Source organism: Chromatium okenii (assembly GCF_016583745.1).
Classification (GTDB): Bacteria; Pseudomonadota; Gammaproteobacteria; order Chromatiales; family Chromatiaceae; genus Chromatium; species Chromatium okenii.
In genome coordinates this window covers 1-23,247 of sequence record NZ_NRRQ01000013.1, presented here as the reverse complement: position 1 = coordinate 23,247, position 23,247 = coordinate 1, and the positions used below count along the sequence as shown (strand labels likewise).

38 protein-coding genes and 1 tRNA gene are annotated in these 23,247 nt (G+C 51.7%); 4 read left to right on the top strand and 35 right to left on the bottom strand.

Annotation, left to right across the window (positions count from 1 at the left end; translation table 11 throughout):
• Positions 1-17 precede the first annotated feature (17 nt).
• From CKO12_RS06820 to pth, 4 genes are all read left to right on the top strand, one after another.
• Positions 18-93 (top strand) — tRNA-Gln (locus tag CKO12_RS06820).
• 40 nt (positions 94-133) lie between these two features.
• Entirely contained in the window at positions 134-1,087 is a 954-nt protein-coding gene (locus tag CKO12_RS06815) for a ribose-phosphate diphosphokinase (RefSeq protein ID WP_338032709.1), read from the top strand.
• Between the two features lie 109 nt (positions 1,088-1,196).
• A complete protein-coding gene (locus CKO12_RS06810) occupies positions 1,197-1,799 on the top strand; it encodes a 50S ribosomal protein L25/general stress protein Ctc (RefSeq protein ID WP_200153996.1) in 603 nt (200 codons plus the stop codon).
• 84 nt (positions 1,800-1,883) lie between these two features.
• Positions 1,884-2,468, top strand: coding sequence for an aminoacyl-tRNA hydrolase (gene pth, locus CKO12_RS06805; RefSeq protein WP_200153995.1), 585 nt, complete (start codon positions 1,884-1,886; stop codon positions 2,466-2,468).
• Positions 2,469-2,527: 59 nt separating this feature from the next.
• On the opposite strand, the gene CKO12_RS06800 is transcribed toward pth, so the two are convergent.
• The 35 genes from CKO12_RS06800 to CKO12_RS06630 all read right to left on the bottom strand — a co-directional run.
• Positions 2,528-4,213: an ATP-binding protein gene (locus CKO12_RS06800; RefSeq protein ID WP_200153994.1), complete on the bottom strand. Its 1,686-nt coding sequence runs from the start codon at positions 4,211-4,213 to the stop codon at positions 2,528-2,530.
• A 70-nt stretch (positions 4,214-4,283) separates the two neighbouring features.
• Positions 4,284-4,694 (bottom strand): acyl-CoA thioesterase, encoded by a 411-nt coding sequence (locus tag CKO12_RS06795; RefSeq protein ID WP_200153993.1) that lies wholly within the window; start codon positions 4,692-4,694, stop codon positions 4,284-4,286.
• Positions 4,695-4,789: 95 nt separating this feature from the next.
• Entirely contained in the window at positions 4,790-5,392 is a 603-nt protein-coding gene (locus tag CKO12_RS06790; RefSeq protein WP_200153992.1) for a hypothetical protein, read from the bottom strand.
• A 183-nt stretch (positions 5,393-5,575) separates the two neighbouring features.
• The gene (locus CKO12_RS06785; protein ID WP_200153991.1) at positions 5,576-6,247 is read right to left on the bottom strand and encodes a TIGR04211 family SH3 domain-containing protein; all 672 of its coding nucleotides are present in this window, start codon (positions 6,245-6,247) and stop codon (positions 5,576-5,578) included.
• A 17-nt stretch (positions 6,248-6,264) separates the two neighbouring features.
• The gene (gene argF / locus CKO12_RS06780; protein ID WP_200153990.1) at positions 6,265-7,191 is read right to left on the bottom strand and encodes an ornithine carbamoyltransferase; all 927 of its coding nucleotides are present in this window, start codon (positions 7,189-7,191) and stop codon (positions 6,265-6,267) included.
• Between the two features lie 23 nt (positions 7,192-7,214).
• On the bottom strand, positions 7,215-8,399 hold the full coding sequence (locus tag CKO12_RS06775) for an aspartate aminotransferase family protein (protein ID WP_200153989.1): 1,185 nt from the start codon (positions 8,397-8,399) through the stop codon (positions 7,215-7,217).
• A gap of 303 nt (positions 8,400-8,702) precedes the next feature.
• Positions 8,703-9,092 (bottom strand): 50S ribosomal protein L17, encoded by a 390-nt coding sequence (rplQ, locus tag CKO12_RS06770; RefSeq protein WP_200153988.1) that lies wholly within the window; start codon positions 9,090-9,092, stop codon positions 8,703-8,705.
• 77 nt (positions 9,093-9,169) lie between these two features.
• The gene (locus CKO12_RS06765; RefSeq protein WP_200153987.1) at positions 9,170-10,180 is read right to left on the bottom strand and encodes a DNA-directed RNA polymerase subunit alpha; all 1,011 of its coding nucleotides are present in this window, start codon (positions 10,178-10,180) and stop codon (positions 9,170-9,172) included.
• Between the two features lie 31 nt (positions 10,181-10,211).
• Positions 10,212-10,832: a 30S ribosomal protein S4 gene (gene rpsD / locus CKO12_RS06760; RefSeq protein WP_200153986.1), complete on the bottom strand. Its 621-nt coding sequence runs from the start codon at positions 10,830-10,832 to the stop codon at positions 10,212-10,214.
• A gap of 30 nt (positions 10,833-10,862) precedes the next feature.
• Entirely contained in the window at positions 10,863-11,252 is a 390-nt protein-coding gene (gene rpsK / locus CKO12_RS06755) for a 30S ribosomal protein S11 (RefSeq protein WP_200153985.1), read from the bottom strand.
• Positions 11,253-11,290: 38 nt separating this feature from the next.
• Positions 11,291-11,647, bottom strand: coding sequence for a 30S ribosomal protein S13 (rpsM, locus tag CKO12_RS06750; RefSeq protein WP_200153984.1), 357 nt, complete (start codon positions 11,645-11,647; stop codon positions 11,291-11,293).
• Positions 11,648-11,731: 84 nt separating this feature from the next.
• Positions 11,732-11,845: a 50S ribosomal protein L36 gene (gene rpmJ / locus CKO12_RS06745; RefSeq protein ID WP_200153983.1), complete on the bottom strand. Its 114-nt coding sequence runs from the start codon at positions 11,843-11,845 to the stop codon at positions 11,732-11,734.
• A gap of 28 nt (positions 11,846-11,873) precedes the next feature.
• On the bottom strand, positions 11,874-13,226 hold the full coding sequence (secY, locus tag CKO12_RS06740; RefSeq protein WP_200153982.1) for a preprotein translocase subunit SecY: 1,353 nt from the start codon (positions 13,224-13,226) through the stop codon (positions 11,874-11,876).
• A gap of 18 nt (positions 13,227-13,244) precedes the next feature.
• Positions 13,245-13,679 (bottom strand): 50S ribosomal protein L15, encoded by a 435-nt coding sequence (gene rplO, locus CKO12_RS06735; RefSeq protein ID WP_200153981.1) that lies wholly within the window; start codon positions 13,677-13,679, stop codon positions 13,245-13,247.
• Positions 13,669-13,872: a 50S ribosomal protein L30 gene (gene rpmD / locus CKO12_RS06730; RefSeq protein WP_200153980.1), complete on the bottom strand. Its 204-nt coding sequence runs from the start codon at positions 13,870-13,872 to the stop codon at positions 13,669-13,671. The genes rplO and rpmD overlap by 11 nt, the downstream gene beginning before the upstream one ends.
• Positions 13,873-13,875: 3 nt before the next feature.
• Positions 13,876-14,382, bottom strand: a complete 507-nt coding sequence (rpsE, locus tag CKO12_RS06725; protein WP_200153979.1) for a 30S ribosomal protein S5 — start codon at positions 14,380-14,382, stop codon at positions 13,876-13,878.
• Positions 14,383-14,392: 10 nt separating this feature from the next.
• A complete protein-coding gene (gene rplR / locus CKO12_RS06720; RefSeq protein ID WP_200153978.1) occupies positions 14,393-14,755 on the bottom strand; it encodes a 50S ribosomal protein L18 in 363 nt (120 codons plus the stop codon).
• 14 nt (positions 14,756-14,769) lie between these two features.
• On the bottom strand, positions 14,770-15,297 hold the full coding sequence (gene rplF / locus CKO12_RS06715; RefSeq protein ID WP_200153977.1) for a 50S ribosomal protein L6: 528 nt from the start codon (positions 15,295-15,297) through the stop codon (positions 14,770-14,772).
• Between the two features lie 14 nt (positions 15,298-15,311).
• The gene (gene rpsH / locus CKO12_RS06710) at positions 15,312-15,707 is read right to left on the bottom strand and encodes a 30S ribosomal protein S8 (protein WP_200153976.1); all 396 of its coding nucleotides are present in this window, start codon (positions 15,705-15,707) and stop codon (positions 15,312-15,314) included.
• A 101-nt stretch (positions 15,708-15,808) separates the two neighbouring features.
• Entirely contained in the window at positions 15,809-16,114 is a 306-nt protein-coding gene (gene rpsN / locus CKO12_RS06705; RefSeq protein ID WP_200153975.1) for a 30S ribosomal protein S14, read from the bottom strand.
• Between the two features lie 21 nt (positions 16,115-16,135).
• Entirely contained in the window at positions 16,136-16,675 is a 540-nt protein-coding gene (gene rplE, locus CKO12_RS06700; protein WP_200153974.1) for a 50S ribosomal protein L5, read from the bottom strand.
• A 15-nt stretch (positions 16,676-16,690) separates the two neighbouring features.
• Entirely contained in the window at positions 16,691-17,008 is a 318-nt protein-coding gene (gene rplX / locus CKO12_RS06695; protein ID WP_200153973.1) for a 50S ribosomal protein L24, read from the bottom strand.
• A 14-nt stretch (positions 17,009-17,022) separates the two neighbouring features.
• Complete coding sequence (gene rplN / locus CKO12_RS06690; RefSeq protein ID WP_200153972.1) at positions 17,023-17,391, bottom strand: 50S ribosomal protein L14; 369 nt, start codon at positions 17,389-17,391, stop codon at positions 17,023-17,025.
• 115 nt (positions 17,392-17,506) lie between these two features.
• Positions 17,507-17,773 carry a 30S ribosomal protein S17 gene (gene rpsQ / locus CKO12_RS06685; protein WP_200153971.1) on the bottom strand — a complete coding sequence of 89 codons (267 nt, stop codon included), beginning with the start codon at positions 17,771-17,773 and terminating at the stop codon, positions 17,507-17,509.
• Positions 17,770-17,970 (bottom strand): 50S ribosomal protein L29, encoded by a 201-nt coding sequence (gene rpmC / locus CKO12_RS06680; RefSeq protein ID WP_200153970.1) that lies wholly within the window; start codon positions 17,968-17,970, stop codon positions 17,770-17,772. The genes rpsQ and rpmC overlap by 4 nt, the downstream gene beginning before the upstream one ends.
• Positions 17,970-18,383 carry a 50S ribosomal protein L16 gene (rplP, locus tag CKO12_RS06675; protein ID WP_200153969.1) on the bottom strand — a complete coding sequence of 138 codons (414 nt, stop codon included), beginning with the start codon at positions 18,381-18,383 and terminating at the stop codon, positions 17,970-17,972. Before rplP ends, rpmC begins: the two co-directional genes overlap by 1 nt.
• Positions 18,384-18,386: 3 nt before the next feature.
• Positions 18,387-19,064 carry a 30S ribosomal protein S3 gene (gene rpsC / locus CKO12_RS06670; protein WP_200153968.1) on the bottom strand — a complete coding sequence of 226 codons (678 nt, stop codon included), beginning with the start codon at positions 19,062-19,064 and terminating at the stop codon, positions 18,387-18,389.
• A 9-nt stretch (positions 19,065-19,073) separates the two neighbouring features.
• Entirely contained in the window at positions 19,074-19,406 is a 333-nt protein-coding gene (gene rplV / locus CKO12_RS06665; RefSeq protein WP_200153967.1) for a 50S ribosomal protein L22, read from the bottom strand.
• 14 nt (positions 19,407-19,420) lie between these two features.
• Entirely contained in the window at positions 19,421-19,699 is a 279-nt protein-coding gene (gene rpsS, locus CKO12_RS06660; RefSeq protein ID WP_014780400.1) for a 30S ribosomal protein S19, read from the bottom strand.
• A 19-nt stretch (positions 19,700-19,718) separates the two neighbouring features.
• On the bottom strand, positions 19,719-20,546 hold the full coding sequence (gene rplB, locus CKO12_RS06655; RefSeq protein WP_200153966.1) for a 50S ribosomal protein L2: 828 nt from the start codon (positions 20,544-20,546) through the stop codon (positions 19,719-19,721).
• A 32-nt stretch (positions 20,547-20,578) separates the two neighbouring features.
• Complete coding sequence (gene rplW / locus CKO12_RS06650; protein ID WP_200153965.1) at positions 20,579-20,875, bottom strand: 50S ribosomal protein L23; 297 nt, start codon at positions 20,873-20,875, stop codon at positions 20,579-20,581.
• Positions 20,872-21,483 (bottom strand): 50S ribosomal protein L4, encoded by a 612-nt coding sequence (gene rplD, locus CKO12_RS06645; RefSeq protein WP_200153964.1) that lies wholly within the window; start codon positions 21,481-21,483, stop codon positions 20,872-20,874. Before rplD ends, rplW begins: the two co-directional genes overlap by 4 nt.
• A 6-nt stretch (positions 21,484-21,489) precedes the next feature.
• Positions 21,490-22,140, bottom strand: coding sequence for a 50S ribosomal protein L3 (rplC, locus tag CKO12_RS06640; RefSeq protein ID WP_200153963.1), 651 nt, complete (start codon positions 22,138-22,140; stop codon positions 21,490-21,492).
• A gap of 10 nt (positions 22,141-22,150) precedes the next feature.
• On the bottom strand, positions 22,151-22,462 hold the full coding sequence (gene rpsJ / locus CKO12_RS06635) for a 30S ribosomal protein S10 (protein WP_014780395.1): 312 nt from the start codon (positions 22,460-22,462) through the stop codon (positions 22,151-22,153).
• Positions 22,463-22,465: 3 nt separating this feature from the next.
• On the bottom strand, positions 22,466-23,247 hold a 782-nt coding region (locus tag CKO12_RS06630), incomplete at its 5' end, for an elongation factor Tu (protein ID WP_200153962.1).

Genomic DNA, 23,247 nt, shown 5'->3' with positions numbered 1-23,247 from the left:
ATTAAGATGAATAATGAAGGGGTGTAGCCAAGCGGTAAGGCACCGGGTTTTGATCCCGGCATTCCCCAGGTTCGAATCCTGGCACCCCTGCCAACTTTTACTTCCTCAACATCGCGCAGACAGGAAATTGCCCGTGCCTGCCAACCACTTGATGGTCTTCTCTGGAAACGCTAATCCAGAACTCGCCACTGAAATTGCCGGTCGTCTCAGTCTCCCTTTAGGTAAAGCTATCGTTGGTCAGTTCAGCGACGGCGAGGTGATGAGCGAAATTCAAGAAAATGTGCGCGGGCGCGACGTGTTTGTGGTGCAGTCAACTTGTGCGCCAACCAACGATAACTTGATGGAATTGTTGGTAATGATCGACGCGCTGCGCTGGGCATCCGCGAAACGCATCACTGCGGTGATTCCTTATTTCGGTTATGCCCGCCAAGACCGTCGCACCCGCTCGGCGCGAGTGCCGATCACGGCGCGATTGGTAGCGAAAATGATCGGAGAATCCGGCGCAGATCGGGTTTTGACGGTTGATTTGCACGCTGACCAGATTCAAGGATTCTTTGATATTCCGGTCGATAATGTTTACGCCTCGCCCATTTTGCTCGGCGATGCGTGGCGGCAGAAATACGAGAATTTGATGGTCGTTTCGCCCGACGTTGGCGGCGTGGTACGCGCCCGCGCATTGGCAAAACAACTTGATGATGCGGATTTAGCAATTATTGACAAGCGTCGCCCCCGCGCTAATGAAGCGAAAGTGATGAATATCATTGGCGATGTGCGCGGACGTTCTTGTGTATTGATTGATGATTTAGTGGACACCGCAGGGACGTTATGTCGTGCGGCGGAAGCATTAAAAGAACACGGAGCGCGGATGGTGACTGCGTATTGCACGCATCCGGTGTTATCCGGTCCCGCCGTCACCAACATTGCAACATCGCAACTCGATGAATTGGTAGTCACCAATACCATTCCATTAAATGCTGAGGCGCAAGCCTGTAGCAAAATTCGGCAATTAAGTATTGGTGAATTATTAGCGGAGACGATGCGCCGCGTATCCAATGAAGAATCGGTGAGTTCATTATTCATTAACTAGCCGTTATTCACCCAACATGGTGCAAGCAAACAATGGTTGCACTATGAACGCCGGGGTCCTGGTCGCGGGATTCCCGGCGTCTTCTTTTCAATTACAGTGGAGAACGCCCATGAGCGTCAGTTTTAATGTTATTGCCCAACCGCGTGTAGATGCAGGAAAGGGTGCGAGCCGCCGCCTGCGGCGCACGGGGTTGGTGCCTGCCATCGTGTATGGCGCACATTTAGACCCGGAGATGATTGCCGTCTCCCACAATGAATTGCTCAAGCATTTGGAGCATGAGGCGTTTTATTCGCACGTTCTTGATTTAACGCTCGGTGAGACCGTCACCAAAGTGGTATTGAAAGATATGCAGCGCCATCCTGCTAAACCGTTCATTTTGCACGTTGATTTCATGCGCGTCTCGCAAGATGAGAAGCTGCGGATGGTCGTTCCAATTCACTTTTTGAATGAAGAAAAGTGCAAGGGCGTTAAAATCGGCGGGCAGGCATCACACAAAATTACCGAAGTGGAAATTATGTGTTTGCCAGCAGATTTACCCGAGTTCATTGCCGTCGATTTGATTGATATGGAAATTGGCGATCTCATTCACTTGTCGGAATTGACCATGCCTGCCGGCGTGACCTTGGCGCATCAGCCTGATTCTGATGAGCCGGTGGTGGTTATTCACGGTGCGCGTGGCGGCAGCGATGATGCCGAAGGTGACGCTGCTTAAACTGCGTTTTTGAGCTGGCGCAGCATATCATTTGAGTGCGCCAGCACCATTTGTGAATAGCGGTTTTTTAGTGGATTTATTGTAATGAATAGCACCGGAATCCGTTTAATTGTCGGTCTTGGCAACCCCGGTGCGCAATATGAAATGACGCGCCACAATGTCGGTTTTTGGTTTGTCGATATAATTGCTCGCACCGCCTCCACACCATTTCGCGCCGAACCAAAATTTTATGGCGATTTATGTCGCCTCACTTGCGTTGGCGCTGATCTTCGCTTACTCAAACCCACCACTTATATGAATCGCAGCGGTCAATCAATTGCCGCCGTGCTGCGCTATTTTGATCTCGCTCCCGAACAGCTTTTAATTGCCCACGATGAATTGGATTTGCCGGTGGGAACGCTGCGCCTCAAACAAGGCGGTGGTCACGCTGGGCATAACGGTTTGCGCGATACCATTTCTGTGCTCGGCACCCGCGATTTTTGGCGCTTGCGCATTGGCATTGCTCACCCCGGCGACCGCACGCTTGTCACTGGTTATGTGCTCGGTCGTCCGTCATCTGCTGATGCTGATGGTATTACTACTGCATTAAATGATGCTGAATGCGTTCTTGGAGATTTAATCAACGCTAATTTTCAAGCAGCAATGAATCGTCTGCACAGCGCAGGTTAATTCAGCGTTATCAACAACTCACCGCAGTGATTTAATCAAAACTACAATTTCTATTGCCGTTAGCGCAATTGCCGCCACCAGCGGTTAATAATATCCGCCACATCTAAATCAGCCGCTTCGGTACACCAACTTTGTGCTAATGGCGCATCTTGGCTCATTGGCGCAGGATGAGGCGGAAACACTAAAATCCGCGCTGGTAATACTGACGCATCTCCCACCGCTAATACTTCGCCGCGCCGTAATGACGCCAGCTTTTCAGCAAGATTTTTTGCGCCTTCTGGTAATAAACGCCGCACATATTCTTGGTCATCCGCATTAGAAATGCGCAAACATAAATAGTTGCTGCATTGCGATAATACGGTTTCCGATAATTCAGTTGGGCGCTGACTTACAATGCACAGCGTGATGCCATATTTGCGTCCTTCTTTAGCAATGCGTTCCATTGCCCGCCGCGTGCCAATATAACGGGCGTCATTATCACGCGGAATGTATTGATGCGCTTCTTCACACACTAATACCAATGGGAATTCGTGACGGCGCGGATTCCAATAACTGAATTCAAACGCCAGTCGCCCAATTTGCGCAGAAACAATTGGACGTAAATCCAGCGGAACGGCGCTCAGGTCAATGACTGTTACCTGCCGTTTTGGGGTACCTAAACCCACAAATTGCCGCAATAAGGGTTCTAAATTTTCTGAATGATTATGTCGTTTAGGCTGTAAAAAGAAGTCGTAACGCGCATCGTTATACATGGATTGGAAGCGCACTAAAAAATCATCAAATGCGCCGTATAACGATCCTTTTACTTTGCCAAAGTCTTTCTTTTCTTCATTGGCTTTTTTGAATTGTTGATACAGTTCTTCCAGTGAAAAATAGACCGGCGAATCTACCGATAACCGCTCTAAACCTAAATGCGCATTGGCTTGGCAGCGCAGGTTGTAAACCGCATCGCGTAAAAACGCAATCTGCACGGTGGCGTTGCTGTCGCTGCGATCAATTAATAAATCAACCAATTCCGCATACGTTAATAACCAATATGGAATTTCTAATGCTTGCGCATCCACATAATGCGCTGCGTCAGGAGCAAATACGCCTTGATATGGTGCAGCGGGAGTGGTGCGCCAGCCGTATTCGCCATGTAAATCCAAGAGAATTAAATGCGCGTGGGGCATCGTCATTACCACGCGCTGCAATAGACTGGTCACTGTCCACGATTTCCCCGCGCCGCTTTGCCCCAAAATCGCCAGATGTCGCCCAAATAACGCCGATGGATTGAGGCTGGCAGTCAACGTCGGACGGGTGGCGAGCTGACCCAGCGGCAGTGAGGCGAGGTCGCTGTGCAGCAATGTTGCCAACCGCGCACTCGGAATCAGGTGAACGGTCGCGCCCAGCAGCGGAAAGCGACTGACTCCCGCGTGAAGCCGCTCATCGGTGCTTATTTCGCCGACCGCGATCAGTTCCAACCATCGCACCCGCCCCGCAGGTCGCCGCGCTGGTGTCGCTTCAGATTCAAGCGCCAGCGGGCGGTCAAGCGCCTCTTCGGTGCAGCGCACAACCTCAGCGAGCACCTGCCCGGTACGATCCCGCACTTCCACCACGCTGCCCAATTGCCCAATCGGCAGCGTTTCGTGTTCAAGTTTGAGAACCGACGCAAAGCCTTCTTTGCTTGGCAACAGGCTGGCGATGAGGCGATTGCCGTGCAGCTCGGTGATGCGTCCAATCAGCGTCGATGCCAGCGTGGTCATCACAATATGCCTCCGGTCAATGCGAAAAAGTGAGCGCGTCAAAGCTGGACGTTGGCAGGCAGCGCAGTACCTAAGTAAATGATTGTAAAGCAGTTTTTAATTCTGGGGCGAGGGCAGCAACGGCGGTTCCGTCAACATTGATTTGACAATGAACCGTCAGCGCGGTCGCGGCGAGTGCGTCCTGATTGGTGCGGAAAGCGTACTGAATGGCAAAGGAACGGCGGCGGAGGTCGGCAACGCTCACCTGCACCAGTACGCGGTCGCCGTGGCGCAGGGGGAGATGGTAATCGGCTTGCGCGTGCGTGATCGGCAGCAGCAGTTGACCGGAGCGGATCATGGTGTCTACCGGCAGCTCCAGCGCGTCCATAAACGCTTCAAAGGCGTCATGGGCATGGCGAAACAGATGGGCAAAAAATAAGCGTCCGGCAGCGTCAGTATCGTGCAAACGTACCGTGATGGGATGTGCAAACGGAGTGGACATGAGTGCTGCAAGGGGCTGACTTGCGATGCCGCCGCGCCGAAGGTTGATCGCTGGTGCGACGTCGGCGGGCGGCTGGGGATGACGGTACTGCGTGATTAAGCGGCAGCTAACCGAGCGCGTTTAGCGATGACCGCACTGCGCGTACCCATGACGAATACAGCGTTGAGCGCAAAGGCGATTAAACCAACCACCGCAATCATGGTCAGCGGCTGACTTTGGGCATCAGCAATGCGCAACATCTCGCCAATCGGCTTGAGGATGGCGACGTTTGCGGGCGCTGCCATCAAGTAGGCGCAGAATGCGAGAAACGCACCGAAAAACAGTTGTTTCGTATCCAAATAAAACGCGGCAAAAATCACCGTCATGCTCAACAGATACAGCAGCACCAAGGTGTATTTACCGCTGAGAGCAGTGGCAATCCCTTGGGTTTGCAGCAACCACAGCAATCCCATCAACACGCCCCAGTGCAAAATTTGCTTGATGAGATAGGTGAAGCGTGAAGCATTGCGGGAATACGCGACGCCCCAACCGGAAATCAGCGAGATCACGGCGGTGAGCGGCACCATGAATTCCCAATACTTGACGGTCGCGCCGAGGTCGCCGCGAGTCAGTGCCACGAGAATAATGGTGCTGGTGTAGAGAATGAATGACGGCAACAGCGCAGTCATTAACGAGCTTTGTTTTACGGCTTTAGACACAATAAACCCTCCTAAATGGGTTTTTGAAATGGCAATGAAAATCTGATCATCTGTCCCTGCGACACCGGTCAGATGGTCTGCGTTGTCAAGCCTGCGGATATTAACCTGTACCGAAATAACGTGTTAGGGAAAATGTGCGGCACTCAAAAGGATGCCGATTCGCGTTAAGGTGCTGACCGGGCGCTAAAAACTGCCCCAACTGCTTTTACGGCGGCGCAGCGAAAAATGCGGAAACAGTAGCCCAATCAACACTCCGCCGGTCAACACACCCGAGCCGATTAAAAACCAGCGTTGTTGAATCTGATGCGTGGCGTCGCTTTGTTTCTGCACCAATTCCTCACGTTCCCGCGTCAATTCAGTCACTTGAATCCGCAGCCGATCCCGCTCGTTGGTAATATCCAACACGTTTGACGACGAATGGCGAATGGTTGCCAACTCTTGCTCTAAAGACTGTTTTTTCTCTTTCAGCTCCTGCGCCGTTTCCGTCAAAGTGGTGTGTTCGGTCTGCAACGCAGACAGTTTTGCTGCCAACGCTTCTGGAGCCTGTTGCAACTCAGTCAACCGCGCTTGCATGTCCGCCAATTGCGTCCGCGCTGCCGGTTCAGTTTGCAGTTGATTTGCCAACACATAACCTTGCGCACCATTTTCAGTGCGCACCCGGGCATATTCGGTTTCTTGATTGATACCGAGCACTTCCAACGGCGTGCCACTTCCCAACATCCGCACGATTTTATAACGGGCACTTTCACCCGCTCGCAGTGGTACCTGCAATTGATCGGTCACATATTGGGTATCGGCTTGTGCGCCCGCTCCGACACCAATAAAAAGCAATATAAACAACGGGAAGCGTCTCACGAGGAATCCTCCGAATATCACGACGCTGACCTGAGCAAAAATTCTAATAACGCTTTTTGCGCATGAAGCCGATTTTCCGCCTCATCCCACACCACCGACTGCGGACCATCAATCACCGCCGCCGCCACTTCCTCGCCGCGATGTGCCGGTAAACAGTGCATAAACAGCGCCTCTGGAGCCGCTTGCGCCATCACCTCCGCCGTGACTTGAAACGGCGCAAAGAGCGTTTCTCGATGCGCCTGTTCTTCTTCCTGTCCCATGCTTGCCCACACATCGGTTGCGACCAAATGCGCACCCGCCGCCGCTACCGCCGGATCGTGAACCACGCGGCAACGGTCGCTCGTTGCTGCCAGCAAAGCTGCATCCGGTTCAAATCCAACCGGGCAGGCAATTTGCAGCTCAAAATCAAAGAGTTGCGCTGCTTCCATGAACGAATAACACATGTTATTGCCGTCGCCAATCCACGCCACGCGCTTGCCGCGAATGTCGCCGCGATGCTCGTGATACGTTTGCATATCCGCCAGCAATTGGCAGGGATGACAGCGATCTGTCAAACCGTTAATCACCGGAACGCTGGAATGTGCCGCAAAACGTTCAACGGTCTCCTGCTCAAAGGTGCGAATCATCACCGCATCCACCATCCGCGACAGCACCCGGGCGCTATCTTCAATCGGCTCCCCGCGCCCCAATTGGGTATCGCGTGGCGATAAAAACAGCGCATGACCGCCGAGTTGCACCATCCCCGTTTCAAAAGAGACCCGAGTTCTGGTGGAAGCCTTCTCGAAAATCATCGCCAAGGTGCGCTGCGGAAACGGACGGTAGTCTTGTCCACGTCGTAACAGTTGTTTCAATTCGCTGGCGCGGGCAATGAGCTGACGCGCTTCGGCGGAGGTGAGGTCAAAGAGGGTTAAAAAATGCCGACAAGCGGTGGGATTAGCAGCCATGAGATCAGGTCGCTCCGACGAGGTTAGGCGCGAGTTGTGCCCAAAAAACCATCGATCAGGTGAGAGAGTTTTTGCACGAGTTGTTCTGCTTCGGGTTGCGCCAAAATCAACGGCGGCAACAACCGAATCACCCGCTCGGCAGTCACGTTAATGAGAAGGCCAGCCTCAAGCGCCAAGCCGACCAGTTCACCGCAGGGGCGATTCAGTTCGATGCCGAGCATCAGCCCCCGTCCACGAATAGCAACGACACCTTGCCGTTGCGCCAGTGCGCTGCGAAACGCATTTAATAAAAATTCACCCTGCTGGGCAGCATTTGCCACCAATCCCGCCGCTGCTGTGGTCTCCATTACAGCGCGTCCAACGCGACAAGCAAGCGGATTGCCACCGAAGGTCGAGCCATGTGAACCGGGCGTGAACACTTCCGCTGCTGCACCGCGAGCGAGGCAAGCGCCAATCGGAACGCCGTTGCCCAGCGCCTTCGCCAACGTCATCACATCTGGCTTGATGTGAGCGTGTTCATGCGCAAACCACTGACCGCTGCGCCCCATGCCCGTTTGGATTTCATCGCAAATCAGCAGCCAACCTTCTTGATCGCAGAGAGTGCGCAAGCGTGGCAGATACTCCGGTGCCGGAATACGAATGCCACCTTCGCCTTGAATGGGTTCGACCAAAATAGCGACGATGTTTGGGCGATTGGTTGCCGCAATTTCAATCGCCTCGATGTCATCGTAAGGAACGCGCACAAAACCTTGCACCAGCGGTTCAAAACCAGCTTGCACCTTGCGATTGCCAGTTGCCGACAGCGTCGCCAAGGTACGCCCGTGAAAACTACCTTCCATTACCAAAATGGCTGGATTTTCCACGCCCCGCCGATGCGCGTACAACCGCGCCAGTTTGAGCGCCGCCTCATTCGCTTCAGCGCCGGAATTGGCAAAAAACACCCGTTCCATGCCCGCACGTTCAGTCAGCAACGCGCCAAGTCGTTCCTGTTCAGCGATGCCATACAAATTTGACGTGTGGATCAATTGCGCCGCTTGCGTACAAATCGCCTCCTGCACCGCCGGATGCGCGTGACCAAGTCCACATACAGCAATTCCCGCCAGCGCATCTAAATAACGCTTACCGGTGGTATCCCAAAGCCAAACTCCCTCGCCATGCGTAAACGTCACTGGCAAGCGGTTGTAGGTAGCCATCAAGGATTCAATCATGGCGATAGTGCCCGATTTAGCGATCAGTCAAAAAAACAAAAAGGCGGTTCCTCCACGCGGGAAACCGCCTTAGTCGTAACGGCGAGGCTGAGAATATAACGTGAACACTGCGCTTGATACAAGAATTGGGCAACATTTAAGTAATCAATTCAGGGCACATTGTCAAACGGCGCGTATTGGTATCAACGACGCTTGAAAGTCAGCGCATCATGTGACTTTGTGTCATTGATTTAATATCCCCGTTTAACAAAAAAGCGCAGCCATTAGTAGACTGCGCCAGCGCAAAACCGTATACAACGCTATTTAATCATCGTCTTCAACAGCAACAGCATTTGCAGGTCGATCTACCAATTCAACATACGCCATTGGCGCAGCATCACTGGCGCGATAACCGCATTTAAGGATGCGCAAATAACCACCGGGGCGATTCTGATAACGCGGTCCTAATTCAACAAACAGCTTACCGATAATCTCCTTATCGCGCAGCCGCGCAAAAGCCAACCGTCGCGTGTGTACAGAATCGACCTTCGCCAAGGTGATTAACGGCTCCGCAATCCGTCGCAACTCTTTCGCTTTCGGGAGCGTCGTTTTAATCAGTTCATGGCGAAACAACGACGCTGACATATTACGAAACATTGCTTCACGGTGGGAGCTGGTGCGATTAAGTTGCCTTCCGGCTTTACGGTGACGCATGGTCTTAATTCCAAATGTTTTTAATCGTCAGTTTTATTTAATGGCACAGCGCATCACGATGCGACCAGTGCCAGTGACTATCGGATACTCAGTTCAGCAATGTTTTCGGGTGGCCAATTCTCAAGACGCATTCCCAATGACAGACCACGCGTCGCCAAAACATCCTTAATTTCGGTCAAAGACTTCTTACCTAAGTTTGGAGTTTTGAGAAGCTCAACTTCAGTACGTTGAATCAAATCGCCGATCAAATAGATATTCTCTGCTTTGAGACAATTTGCCGAACGCACTGTCAACTCTAAATCATCTACTGGGCGCAATAGCACAGGATCATAAGGCGATTCATCTCGAATTTCGGGAATTTCAATCTCAGAAGGTCCCATGCCCTCAAGCGCAACGAAACTTGATAACTGATCCCGCAAAATAATTGCAGATCGTTGAATGGCTTCACGCGGATCGATGGTGCCATTGGTTTCTAAATCAATCACCAGCCGATCCAAATCAGTACGCTGTTCTACACGCGCAGATTGCACTTCAATAGCAACGCGCCGAATTGGGCTAAATGAAGCATCAATCGGCAACTTACCAATCGGACGGTCTTCGGAAGCATCAAGCTCACGTTGGGTGGTTGGTTCATAACCAATACCCCGCCGCACAGTCAGCGCCATACTCAGGTCGCCTTCTGAAAGATGCGCAATAACCAAACTCGGGTTTGCAATCTCAGCCGTATGATCGAGAACAATATCTGCCGCTGTAACAACCCCAGGACCACGCTTATTCAGCGTAAAGGTTGCTTCATCCTTACCTTTCAACGAAATCGCCAATTGCTTAAGATTCAATAGAATTTCAAGCACATCTTCCTGTACTCCAGGAACAGTTGTGTATTCGTGGAGCACACCCTGTATTTCGACTTCCGTTACGGCACAACCATCCATTGAAGACAGCAAAACCCGGCGCAATGCGTTGCCAAGCGTATGCCCGAAACCGCGTTCGAGTGGTTCCAAAGAAATTTTGGCATGATGCGGGTTGCCGGAAACGTGCTCAACCCTGATGATGCGCGGTTTTAGAAATTCGCCAATAGCGTCATTCATTCAGTGCCTCTCAGGAAACTCCTAAAACTCCTTATTTGGAGTACAGCTCGACAATCAGTGATTCATTGATGTCAGCTGGCAAATCTGAACGGTCTGGAACACGCTTAAAAACGCCTTTCAGCCCCTTAGTATCTACTTCTACCCAATCAGGGAATCCATATTGTTCAGCGAGTGCCAGCGCGTTTTGAACGCGCAATTGCTTTTTAGCAATCTCACGCACTTCAATATGATCTTCTATGCTCACTTGATAGGATGCGATATTGACAATACGTCCATTCACCAAAATGCTCTTGTGGCTTACCAACTGACGCGCTTCCGCACGCGTGGCACCAAATCCCATCCGAAACACGACGTTGTCTAAACGACGCTCAAGCAATTGCAACAAGTTTTCGCCAGTTGCACCCTTGCTCTGCGCAGCTTTTTTATAGTAATTGCTGAATTGTTTTTCCAACACACTATAAATGCGCCGCACCTTTTGCTTTTCGCGCAACTGCACTCCGTAGTCAGAAAGACGTCGCCGCCGATCAGTCGTCTGCCCCGGTTGTTTTTCCAAATTGCATTTGGTATCCAAAGCACGAGCACGGCTCTTCAGTGAGAGATCTGTGCCTTCGCGTCGTGCCAATTTGCAGGTTGGGCCTGTGTAACGTGCCATGTCTTTTCCTGTTGAACGAACGGTCAGAACTCAGACGCGCCGCTTTTTGGGCGGACGACAGCCATTGTGAGGGATTGGCGTCACATCGGTGATGCTGGTGATTTTAAATCCAGCATTATTCAGTGCGCGCACCGCAGATTCACGTCCTGGTCCCGGTCCCTTGACATTCACATCGAGGTTGCGCAATCCGTATTCTTTCACTGCTTGACCAGCCTTATCCGCTGCAACCTGCGCCGCAAAAGGCGTGCTCTTACGCGAACCACGAAAGCCAGAGCCACCAGATGTTGCCCAAGAGAGGGTATTACCTTGCCGATCAGTAATTGTAATGATCGTGTTATTAAAAGAGGCGTGAACGTGAGCAACCCCGTCGGCGACCTGCTTTTTAACTTTCTTTTTCGTGTTGCGAATTGGTTTAGCCATTCGTCATTATCCAGCCTGTCTGCAACAACCAAAATCGGTTAGCGTTTGATCGGACGGCGCGGTCCCTTACGGGTCCGAGCATTGGTACGGGTTCGTTGACCACGCAACGGCAACCCACGCCGGTGACGAATCCCACGATAACAACCGAGATCCATCAAGCGCTTGATGTTCATCGATACTTCACGGCGCAGATCACCTTCAACAGTGAACTTTGCAACCTCATTGCGCAGCCGATCGACTTCTTCTTCAGTCAACTTTTGCATCTTTGTTTCACGCGGGATGCCAGCCGCGTCGCAAATTTTGCCCGCAGTCACGCGGCCAATGCCATAGATTGCAGTTAATGCAATCACAGCATGTTTTTTATCTGGGATGTTGACGCCGGCGATACGGGCCATATTGACGAACCCCTTAGTCCTAATAGCTCAGCGGGTAAACCGCGCAGTATAACAAACGTTTTTGTAAGGTCAATCAAACAGACTCTAACCTTGACGTTGCTTGTGACGAGGATCTGTGCAAATCACGCGCACAGTGCCATGCCGCCGAATGATCTTACAGTTTCTACATAGTCTTTTAACTGATGCACGTACTTTCATATGCCAACTCCTAAAATTCGAGATGCAATCATCGCAGTAGACCGGCGCTAGGTGACTTCAAGTTGGCTTTTTTCATCAAACCTTCGTACTGATGTGAGACCAAATGTGCCTGAACCTGAGCCATGAAATCCATAACAACGACGACAACAATGAGTAATGACGTTCCACCAAAGTAAAATGGAACGTTGTAGCCAACAATCAAAAACTCCGGCAACAAACAAACCGCAGTGATGTAAATGGCACCAGCAACTGTTAGGCGTGTCATCACTTCATCAATATAACGTGCTGTTTGCTCGCCCGGACGAATGCCTGGAATAAACGCACCAGAACGTTTTAGATTGTCAGCAGTTTCTTTTGCGTTGAATACCAAGGCGGTATAGAAAAAGCAAAAGAACACAATTGCGACCGTATAAAACAACACATACAGCGGTTCGCCCGGAGCCAGCTTTGATGTTAGCGTTGCAATCCAACGCAAATCTTCATTTGCACCAAAAAATTGCCCAAGTGTTCCGGGAAACAACAGAATACTCGACGCAAAAATCGGTGGAATGACGCCCGCCATATTTAATTTCAGCGGTAAATGCGTGCTTTGCGCCTGCATTACTTTTCGACCTTGCTGCCGCCGCGCGTAGTTCACAGTAATCCGGCGCTGCCCACGTTCAACGAAGATCACAAATGCAGTGACAGCCAATGCCATTACGAGTAACGCCAACACTGCCAGTGCATTCATTTCGCCATTACGCGCTAATTCGAGCATTCCGCCAAGTGCCGACGGCAAGCCAGCCACAATGCCGGCAAAGATAATCATGGAAATACCATTACCAATACCGCGCTCAGTAATTTGCTCACCTAGCCACATTAAAAACATCGTTCCCGTGACTAAAGAAACAGCGGCAGTGAATACAAAGCCAGCACCTGCATGAGTGACAAGTGCCGAACCGCCGGCGGTTTGTCCTTGCAATGCCATTGAAATGCCAATGGCTTGAAAAGTTGCCAAGAACACCGTGCCGTAGCGCGTGTATTGCGTAATCTTCCGTCGTCCAGATTCGCCTTCTTTTTTCAATTGTTCTAATTGCGGAACAACAGAAGTCATCAATTGAATAATGATTGACGCCGAAATGTAAGGCATTACGCCTAGCGCAAATAAACTTGCGCGTTCCAAAGCACCACCAGAAAACATGTTAAACATGTCCAAGATAGAGCCTTGATTTTGATTGAATAGGATGGCTAACGCTTCGGGATTCACTCCAGGAACTGGTATAAAAGTACCAATGCGGTAGACCAATAAGGCACCAACTAAGAACAAAAGACGTTGTTTTAATTCCGTCAATTGCCCCATGCCGCCCAGTGCTTTGCCGACAGTTGCCGCGTGTTTAGCCATCCGTTTCGCGTCCGTTGATTAGTCTTCGACCGAGCCGCCGGCTGCTTCAATGGCAGCACGCGCTCCCTTGGTTACGCCGAGACCACGAATCGTTAACGCTCGTGTCACTTCACCAGAAGCAATGATTTTGGCAGTGCGGATCGAACGATTGACGACTCCCGCCAGCATCAACGCCGCCAGATCAACCACGTCGCCATCCACGCGATTCAGCTCATTCAACCGCACTTCAGCCGCAACCAGTGCTTTATGTGAGCGAAATCCGACCTTGGGCAAGCGTCGTTGCAATGGCATCTGACCGCCTTCAAAGCCAACCTTATGAAAGCCACCTTTGCGCGACTTTTGGCCTTTATGACCGCGTCCGCAAGTTTTGCCAAGACCGCTGCCAATGCCACGACCAACCCGTTTCGCAGAAGGTCGGCTTCCTTCATCGGGCTTGAGATCATTAAGCCGCATTGTGAGATTCCTCAACGATCTTGACCATGTAGTACACGGTATTCACCATGCCACGCGTACACGGCGTATCTTCAACTTCAACCACTTGGTGCATCCGCCGCAAGCCCAGCCCACGCACACAGGCTTTATGCTTATCTAAGCGACCATGGAAGCTACGCACGAGTTTAACCTTCATCATCTTTTTATCGGACATTGCTCACCCCAAAATCTGCTCGACGGTTTTGCCGCGCTTGGCAGCGATCGTCTGCGCATCATTCATGGCGCGCAACCCCTGAACCGTCGCCCGCACGACATTGATCGGATTATTCGTGCCAATGCACTTAGCGAGTACGTTTTGAACGCCCAACACTTCAAAAACAGCGCGCATCGCTCCGCCCGCAATAATGCCGGTACCTTCGGAAGCAGGCTGCATAAACACCTTTGCTGCGCCGTGTTCACCCTGCAACGGATACTGCAACGTGGTGCCATTGAGCTTGACTTCGATCATGTTCTTGCGGGCACTTTCCATCGCTTTCTGGATCGCAATCGGCACTTCTCGTGCCTTGCCGCGTCCAAAACCAACGCGCCCTTTACCATCGCCAACGACTGTCAAGGCTGCAAAACCAAATTGCCGTCCACCTTTCACGACCTTAGCGACACGATTCACCGCCACCAACTTTTCCAGAAGATCATCGCCTTCCGGTTTCGCATTGAAATTCGCCATGATCGAATCCTCAGAATTTCAGTCCATGCTCACGCGCTGCATCAGCAAGCGCCTTGAGACGCCCGTGATAACGGAAGCCGGAACGGTCAAATGCCACGCGCTCGATGCCAGCTGACAGAGCACGTTCAGCAATTGCTTTACCGATGACGGTAGCGGCAGTGATATTGCCCTTGTGACCCTCGATCGTCGCCCGCAAATCCTTATCGAGCGTAGAAGCACTGGCTACAATGCGATCACCCGCAGTAGTTGGCTCAATGATCTGCGCATAGGTATGTTGCGGTGTCCGGTGTACACACAAACGATGTATGCCGAGTTCACGAATTTTAGCCCGCGCCCGTGTCGCCCGACGCAACCGCGCTTGTTTCTTATCCATGTGATTGAAACCCCTTATTTTTTCTTGGCTTCTTTACGCAGAACATTTTCATCTGCATAACGAACACCCTTGCCTTTATAAGGCTCTGGCGGACGGAATCCTCGAATTTCCGAAGCAACCTGTCCAACCCGTTGTTTATCAGCACCCATCACAAGGATTTCGGTCTGACTGGGAGTCTCAATCGTGATGCCGGCTGGCACTGGATAGTCAATTGGATGCGAAAAACCAAGGGTCAAATTGAGTACATCGCCCTTTGCTTGTGCCCGATAACCCACGCCGATCAAAGTCAGTTTGCGGGTAAATCCCTCACTACAGCCGACGACCATATTGTTCAGCAACGCACGCGTTGTTCCCGCCATTGCCCAAGCGTTGTCTTCAGCAGGTGCAACGCGAATCTCGTCTGCTTCCTGATGTACCGTCACCGTCGGATGCACTGACCAACCGAGGGTGCCTTTTGCGCCCGTGATGGTGACATCCTGCCCGCTGATGGCAACGGTGATACCTTTTGGCACCGTAATGGGTGCCTTTGCAACTCGTGACATCTCCAAATACCCCTTTAAGCAACGTAGGCGATGATTTCGCCGCCGTGTCCCGCTTGGCGGGCGGCGCGATCAGTCATCAAGCCTTGCGAGGTGGAGACAATGGCAATGCCAAGTCCAGCCCACACTTTGGGAAGCTGGTTCTTGTTGCGATAGATACGCAGACCGGGACGCGAGACACGTTTAATCACCTCGATCACGGGTTTACCACGAAAATATTTGAGCTTCAGCACCAACTCAGGCTTGCCATCATTCGGCTCAACCGACACATCAGTGATATAGCCTTCTTCTTTCAACAAGTTCGCAATGGCAACTTTTTGTTTAGACGATGGCATCACGATCGTGATCTTGCCCCGCTGTTGGCCGTTACGAATACGCGTCAGCATATCCGCAATCGGATCAGACATACTCATGGGGATCTCCTTGGGTCAAACCGCCGCACTGGCGCGATACCCGTCAGATTAACTGAGGTCACATCTGCCACATAATGAGCAGATGCAAATAAGAGGCGAGCTTACCAGCTTGCCTTTACCACGCCGGGAACATCCCCGCGCATCACTGCTTCACGCAGCTTCATCCGCGCCAAACCAAACTTGCGATAGACCGCGTGAGGACGACCGCTCACCCGACAACGACGTTGCTGCCGCGTTGGGCTGGCATCGCGTGGAAGTTTTTGCAGCTTTTGCACCGCAGCATCAATCTGTTCAGCACTCGCGCTTCGATCATTAATAATCGCTTTCAGAGCCGTCCGCTTGGCACTGAACTGCGCTGCAATCTCGGTGCGCTGACGATCACGCGCAATCATGCTTTTCTTCGCCATAATGCTATCTCGGTACGCTAGTTAGGTACGGAAAGGAAACTTAAACGCCTCAAGCAGCGCACGTCCTTCTTCGTCCGTTCGCGCCGATGTGGTGATCGTAATATCAAGTCCGCGAATGACATCAATTTTGTCATAATCAATCTCAGGGAACATGATTTGCTCACGCACACCCATTGAATAATTACCGCGTCCATCAAAAGCCTTAGCACTCAAACCGCGAAAGTCACGAATACGCGGAATAGCAATGTTGACGAGACGATCTAAAAATTCATACATCCGCTCACGGCGCAGCGTCACCTTGCAACCAATTGGCCAGCCTTCACGAATTTTAAATCCTGCAACCGATTTCCGCGCATAGGTCACAATTGGCTGTTGACCAGCAATTGCGCGCAAATCAGCGACGGCATGATCCATTACTTTTTTATCTGCAATCGCCTCACCAACACCCATATTAAGCGTGATTTTCTCAATACGCGGCACCTGCATCACACTCTTAAAGCCAAAACGATCTTTCAATTGGCTAACGATTTGTTCTTGGTATTCGGTCTGTAATCTGGTCATTGCAACTCTCTCAGGTCATACGTCAACGACTTCGCCGTTCGACTTAAACACCCGAACCTTGCGACCGTCTTCCAGAATCTTGAATCCAACCCGATCAGGACCATCCTTTTGAGGATTGTAAAGAGCAACATTGGAAACTTGAATTGGCATCGCCTTATCAACAATGCCACCGGGCTCACCAACTTGTGGATTTGCTTTAAGGTGTTTACGGGCGATATTGATGTTCTCAACCAGAACACGGGCATCATCGACGACACGCAACACTGTACCGCGTCTGCCCTTATCTTTACCGGCAATAACAATAACGTCATCACCTTTTTTTATCTTACGCATGGTGATGACTCTCCTTACAACACTTCTGGTGCCAGCGAAATGATCTTCATAAAACGATCACCGCGCAATTCACGAGTAACAGGTCCGAAGATACGCGTGCCAATCGGCTGAAGTTGGTTATTCAGCAGCACTGCTGCATTACCATCAAAACGAATTAACGAGCCATCCATGCGCCGCACACCTTTGCGCGTCCTCACGACAACTGCGTTATACACGTCACCCTTCTTGACCTTGCCACGCGGAATCGCATCTTTAACACTGACCTTAATGACATCGCCGATGCCCGCGTAGCGCCGATGCGACCCGCCGAGCACTTTGATGCATTGCACCTTCTTTGCGCCACTATTATCGGCGACGCCCAGATTGGTCTGCATCTGAATCATGATGATTACCTAAAACTATTGACTGATCCTGAATTGAATTCGGCTGTTCTATTAGTCAAACATTACCCGCACTGCGGATGATTTTGAGCACTGAACACACCGAAAACCAACTGTTCTAGCGCGCTTTTTCAATCACTTCTAACAGCCGCCAAGTCTTCGTTTTCGACAGTGGACGACACTGCTCAACGCGTACTAGATCACCTTCATTACAGATGTTGGTTTCATCATGTGCATGAATCTTAGTTGAACGCCGCATAAACTTACCGTAAAGCGGATGTTTCACTCGGCGCTCAATCAGAACCGTCACCGTCTTATCCATCGCACTGCTGGTCACACGCCCTTCAAGGGTTCGATTCGTCGTATTCTCAACCTTGTCATTCATGATGTTGCGCCCTTCGTCAATTCCGCCATGACCGTCTTGATGCGCGCAATATCCCGTCTGCCAGCTTTCATCTGTGAAGGTTTCGACAACTGACCAGTGCCGCGCTGCATCCGCAGATTAAATTGCTCACGCAGCAAATCCATCAGTTGCTTCTGCAATTCATCAAGACTGCTTTTTCTCAACTCGCTCGCCTTCATCACAGAATCGTCCGCTTCTCAAAGGTGGTTTGTACCGGCAATTTTGCTGCCGCCAGCGCAAATGCCTCACGAGCCAGTTCTTCACTGACGCCCTCAATCTCATACAACACAAAACCGGGCTGAACCAATGCGACCCAGTATTCAACGTTGCCTTTGCCCTTGCCCATACGCACTTCGAGAGGCTTTTTCGAGACCGGCTTGTCTGGGAACACACGAATCCACAACTTGCCGCCGCGCTTGACGCTTCGCTGAATCGCACGCCGCGCCGCTTCAATCTGACGCGCTGTCAGTCGCCCACGCTCAGTCGCTTTCAAGCCAAATTCGCCGAAGCTCACCCGGTTGCCACTTTGGGCAAGCCCACGATTGCGCCCCTTGTGTTGCTTACGGAACTTGGTACGTTTCGGTTGCAGCATAACTTAACCCTTCTTCCCGGCTACTTTCGGTGCCGATTCTTCGGGGAGCTGATCGCCGAACACCTCGCCCTTAAAAATCCAAACTTTGACGCCAAGAATGCCATAAGTGGTCTTCGCTTCGGCAAATCCATAGTCAATATCCGCACGCAGCGTATGCAATGGCACTCGCCCTTCACGTGCCCATTCACTCCGCGCAATTTCAGCGCCATTCAGACGTCCCGCAACGTTGATACGAATTCCCTCAGCACCCAAGCGCATCGTATTCTGAATCGAACGTTTCATCGCCCGTCGAAACATAATACGGCGTTCTAACTGCTGGGCAATTCCTTCAGCAACCAGCTGGGCATCCAGTTCCGGCTTACGAATCTCTTCGATACTGATGTGAACCGGAATTCCCATCATTGCGGAAACTTTAGCGCGAAGTTTATCAATGTCTTCGCCTTTTTTACCAATCACTACACCCGGGCGGGCAGTGTGAACAGTAATGTGCGCATTCTTCGCCGGTCGATCAATCTGAATTCGGCTCACTGAAGCCTTGGCAAGCTCTTTGCGTAAAAAAGCACGCACTTCAAGGTCAGTGTTCAGCAAATTCGCATAATCTTTCGTGCTTGCGTACCACTTTGATGTCCAATCCTTGACAATGCCAAGCCGGATACCATTCGGATGAACTTTTTGTCCCATGCAGATCCCCTAGGCTTCAGCCACAATCAAACTGATGTGACTGGTGCGTTTTTTGATTCGATTCGCCCGCCCTTTAGCACGGGGACGAATTCGCTTCATGGTCGGGCCTTCATTGACCTGAATGGCCGCGACCTTCAGTTCATCAATATCCGCGCCCTCGTTGTGTTCGGCATTCGCAATCGCGGACTCAAGAATAACCTTAATAATTCCAGCGCCTTTCTGCGTACTGAAAGCCAAGGTGTTCAATGCTTCTTCGACGTGACGACCGCGAATCAGATCAGCGACCAGCCGTGCTTTCTGAGCTGAAATCCGCGCATATTTTAATGTTGCTTCTGCTTGCATTGACGGATCTCCGACTAGCGCTTCTTCGCCTTGCGATCAGCCGCATGACCACGATAAGTACGGGTCATCGAAAACTCACCGAGTTTGTGGCCAATCATGTTTTCATTGACGAGCACCGGCACGTGCTGACGCCCATTGTGAACCGCAATGGTTAACCCAACCATCTCCGGCAATACCATTGAACGGCGCGACCAAGTTTTAATTGGGCGCTTACTATTTTGGGCAACCGCTTCTTCCACCTTTTTAATCAGGTGGTGATCCACAAAGGGGCCTTTTCTAATCGAACGTGGCACTTGCTCAACCTCGCCTTATTTATTTGCGACCGCGACGACGCACAATCATGCCGTCGGTACGCTTGTTCTTGCGCGTCTTATGCCCCTTAGTCGGCACACCCCAAGGAGTGACTGGGTGACGTCCGCCAGAGGTACGACCTTCACCGCCGCCGTGTGGGTGATCCACTGGATTCATCACCACACCGCGCACTGTCGGACGCACTCCCCGCCAGCGTGTTGCTCCCGCCTTACCGAGCTTTTGCAAGCTATGCTCGATGTTGCCTACCTCACCGATGACAGCGCGGCAATCGACATGCACCTTGCGCATCTCGCCAGAACGTAACCGCAGCGTTGCTGATGACGCATCGCGTGCAATCAACTGCGCCGAAGCGCCCGCAGCCCGCGCCATTTGTGCGCCCTTACCGGGTCGCATTTCGATACAGTGAACTTGCGTACCAACTGGGATATTACGCAGCGGCATACAGTTACCGACAGCAATTGGTGCTGCCTCACCGGATTGCACAGAATCACCCGTCGTCAATCCTTTCGGCGCAATGATGTAAGTCCGTTCGCCGTCCGCGTATTTCAGCAATGCTAAATGCGCCGAGCGATTCGGATCATATTCAAGACGCTCGACCGTCGCCGGAACACCTTCTTTGTTGCGTTTGAAATCCACCAAACGATAACGCTGTTTATGACCGCCACCTTGATGCCGCACCGTAATGCGACCGAGATTATTGCGACCACCATGCTTCGTTTTTTTCTCAACCAGCGCCTTAAATGGCGCTCCTTTATGCAATTCTGGCGTCGTCACCTTGACGACAAAACGACGTCCGGCAGACGTCGGTTTAGTTTTTACGATTGGCATCTTGATCTATCCGCTGCGTTCCGCTGCCGCGCTTACGCGCCACCGCCGAAGTCAATATCGTGGCCGGGTTGCAGGTGAACATAGGCCTTCCGCCAATCTTGGCGTCGTCCTAAACGTTGACCAACCCGCTTCTGCTTGCCCTTCACATTCAACACCTGAACCGCATCAACCTTCACTGAGAACAACAGTTCAACGGCTCCCGCAATTTCACGTTTTGTGGCATCTGTCGCCACTCGAAACGCAACATGACGCGACGCCTCAGTGATTCTCGTTGATTTTTCAGAAAGAATCGGTGCAAGCAACACCTTCATCAAACGTTCGTTATTCATGCCAGCCGCTCCTCGAGCTTCTTCACCGCCGCTTCGGTGGCTAACACCGTCTCGAAGGCAACCATACTGACGGGGTCTACTTCTTGCGCTGTCAACACTGCCACCCCATACAGGTTGCGGGCTGCCAAATACAGCGTTTCATCCAAACCATCAGTCAAAATCAACACATCGCGCACTTCAAATGTTTTCAGCAGCGCAACCAGCTCTTTTGTCTTTGCCGCTGGCAACGCCAACTCAGGCACGATAATAAGCCGCTCATTGCGTACCAACTCAGACAGAATCGACCGCACGGCACCGCGATACATCTTGCGGTTCACCTTCTGGCTATAGTCGCGTGGTTTCGCCGCGAAAGTCACACCACCTGAACGCCAGATGGGACTCCGTGAACTACCAGCCCGCGCCCGACCTGTTCCTTTTTGCCGCCAAGGTTTGGCACCACCGCCAGACACCTCAGCGCGGGTTTTCTGTGCTTTAGTGCCCGACCGTGCCGCCGCCATATACGCGGTAACAACTTGATGCACGAGACCAGGCTTATACTCAACACCGAATACGGCGTCTGAAACCTCCAAACTGGTTACTCCAGCGTGGTTTCTAATGGCGAGTTCCATGTGTGCTTAACCCTTGTTTTTCTGCTTCACGGATGGCAGCACGATCAATCGCCCACCAGTTGGTCCCGGCACTCCGCCGCGCACCAGCAGCAGGTTACGGTCAGAATCAACGCGCACCACCTCAAGACTCTGCTGGCAGCGATTCACTGCACCATGCTGACCAGCCATCTTCTTACCTTTCCAAACCCGTCCTGGAGTCTGGTTTTGTCCGATAGAACCGGCTGAACGGTGAGAACGCGAGTTGCCGTGCGTCATATCCTGCGCTGCAAAGTGATGACGGCGGATGGCACCGGAAAACCCGCGCCCCTTGGTCACACCGCGCACATCGACTTTTTGCCCGGCTGCGAAAATGGACACCGACAGTTCTTGCCCGACTTCCAAATCAACGCCTTCATCGGCGTCTAAACGGAACTCACGCAGAACTTCACCCGCTTCCACACCAGCTTTCGCATAGTGCCCCGCCATTGGCTTGGTGACACGCGAGGCGCGACGAGTTCCAAATGCAACCTGCACAGCACGATAACCATCAACTTCCGTCGATTTCACTTGGCTAATGCGGTTTGGCGTCACTTCAATCACAGTGACCGGAATACTCTCACCATCTTCTTGAAAAAGACGGGTCATGCCGGCTTTACGCCCGATAACTCCGATTGTCATCGTTTTATCCTCAACTCAACTTAATCTGGACGTCGACGCCAGCGGCCAGATCGAGTTTCATCAGCGCATCGACCGTTTTATCCGTAGGATCAACAATATCCATCAACCGCTTATGGGTTCGCAGCTCGTATTGATCACGGGCATCTTTATTCACATGCGGCGAAATCAGGATCGTAAACCGCTCTTTTTTAGACGGCAGCGGCACTGGTCCCCGCACTTGCGCACCAGTACGCTTGGCGGTATCAACGATTTCACGCGCAGACTGATCAATCAAACGATGATCAAACGCTTTCAAACGAATACGAATTCTTTGGCTGCTCATGTGTTACTCGATGATCTTCGCTACAACGCCGGCACCGACTGTACGTCCGCCTTCGCGCACCGCAAACCGCAGCCCCTCTTCCATCGCAATCGGCGCAATCAACTTGATGGTCATCTTCAAGTTATCACCGGGCATCACCATCTCAACGCCTTCAGGTAATTCGCAAGCGCCAGTCACGTCAGTAGTGCGGAAATAAAACTGCGGACGATAGCCGTTAAAGAAAGGCGTGTGACGCCCGCCTTCATCCTTGCCCAAAACGTACACTTCCGCTTCAAAATGCGTGTGCGGATTGATCGACTTTGGCTTCGCAAGTACTTGACCGCGCTCTACATCTTCCCGCTTGGTACCACGCAGCAACACGCCAACGTTATCACCAGCTTGCCCTTGATCAAGCAACTTGCGGAACATCTCCACGCCGGTGCAGGTTGTCTTGATGGTGTTTTTAATACCAACAATTTCAACTTCTTCACCAACTTTGACGATGCCGCGCTCAATACGACCAGTAACGACGGTGCCGCGTCCAGAAATAGAGAACACGTCCTCAATCGGCATCAAGAATGCGCCATCAATTGCCCGTTCCGGCTGCGGAATGTAGCTATCAAGTGCTTCCATCAATCTGTCAATGGACTGGGTGCCAATTTCAGAATCAACGCCTTCGAGCGCCAACTTCGCCGAACCCGTCACGATTGGCGTGTCATCGCCGGGGAAATCATATTTGGAGAGCAGTTCGCGCACTTCCATTTCAACCAATTCGAGCAGCTCAGGATCGTCGAGCATGTCCGCCT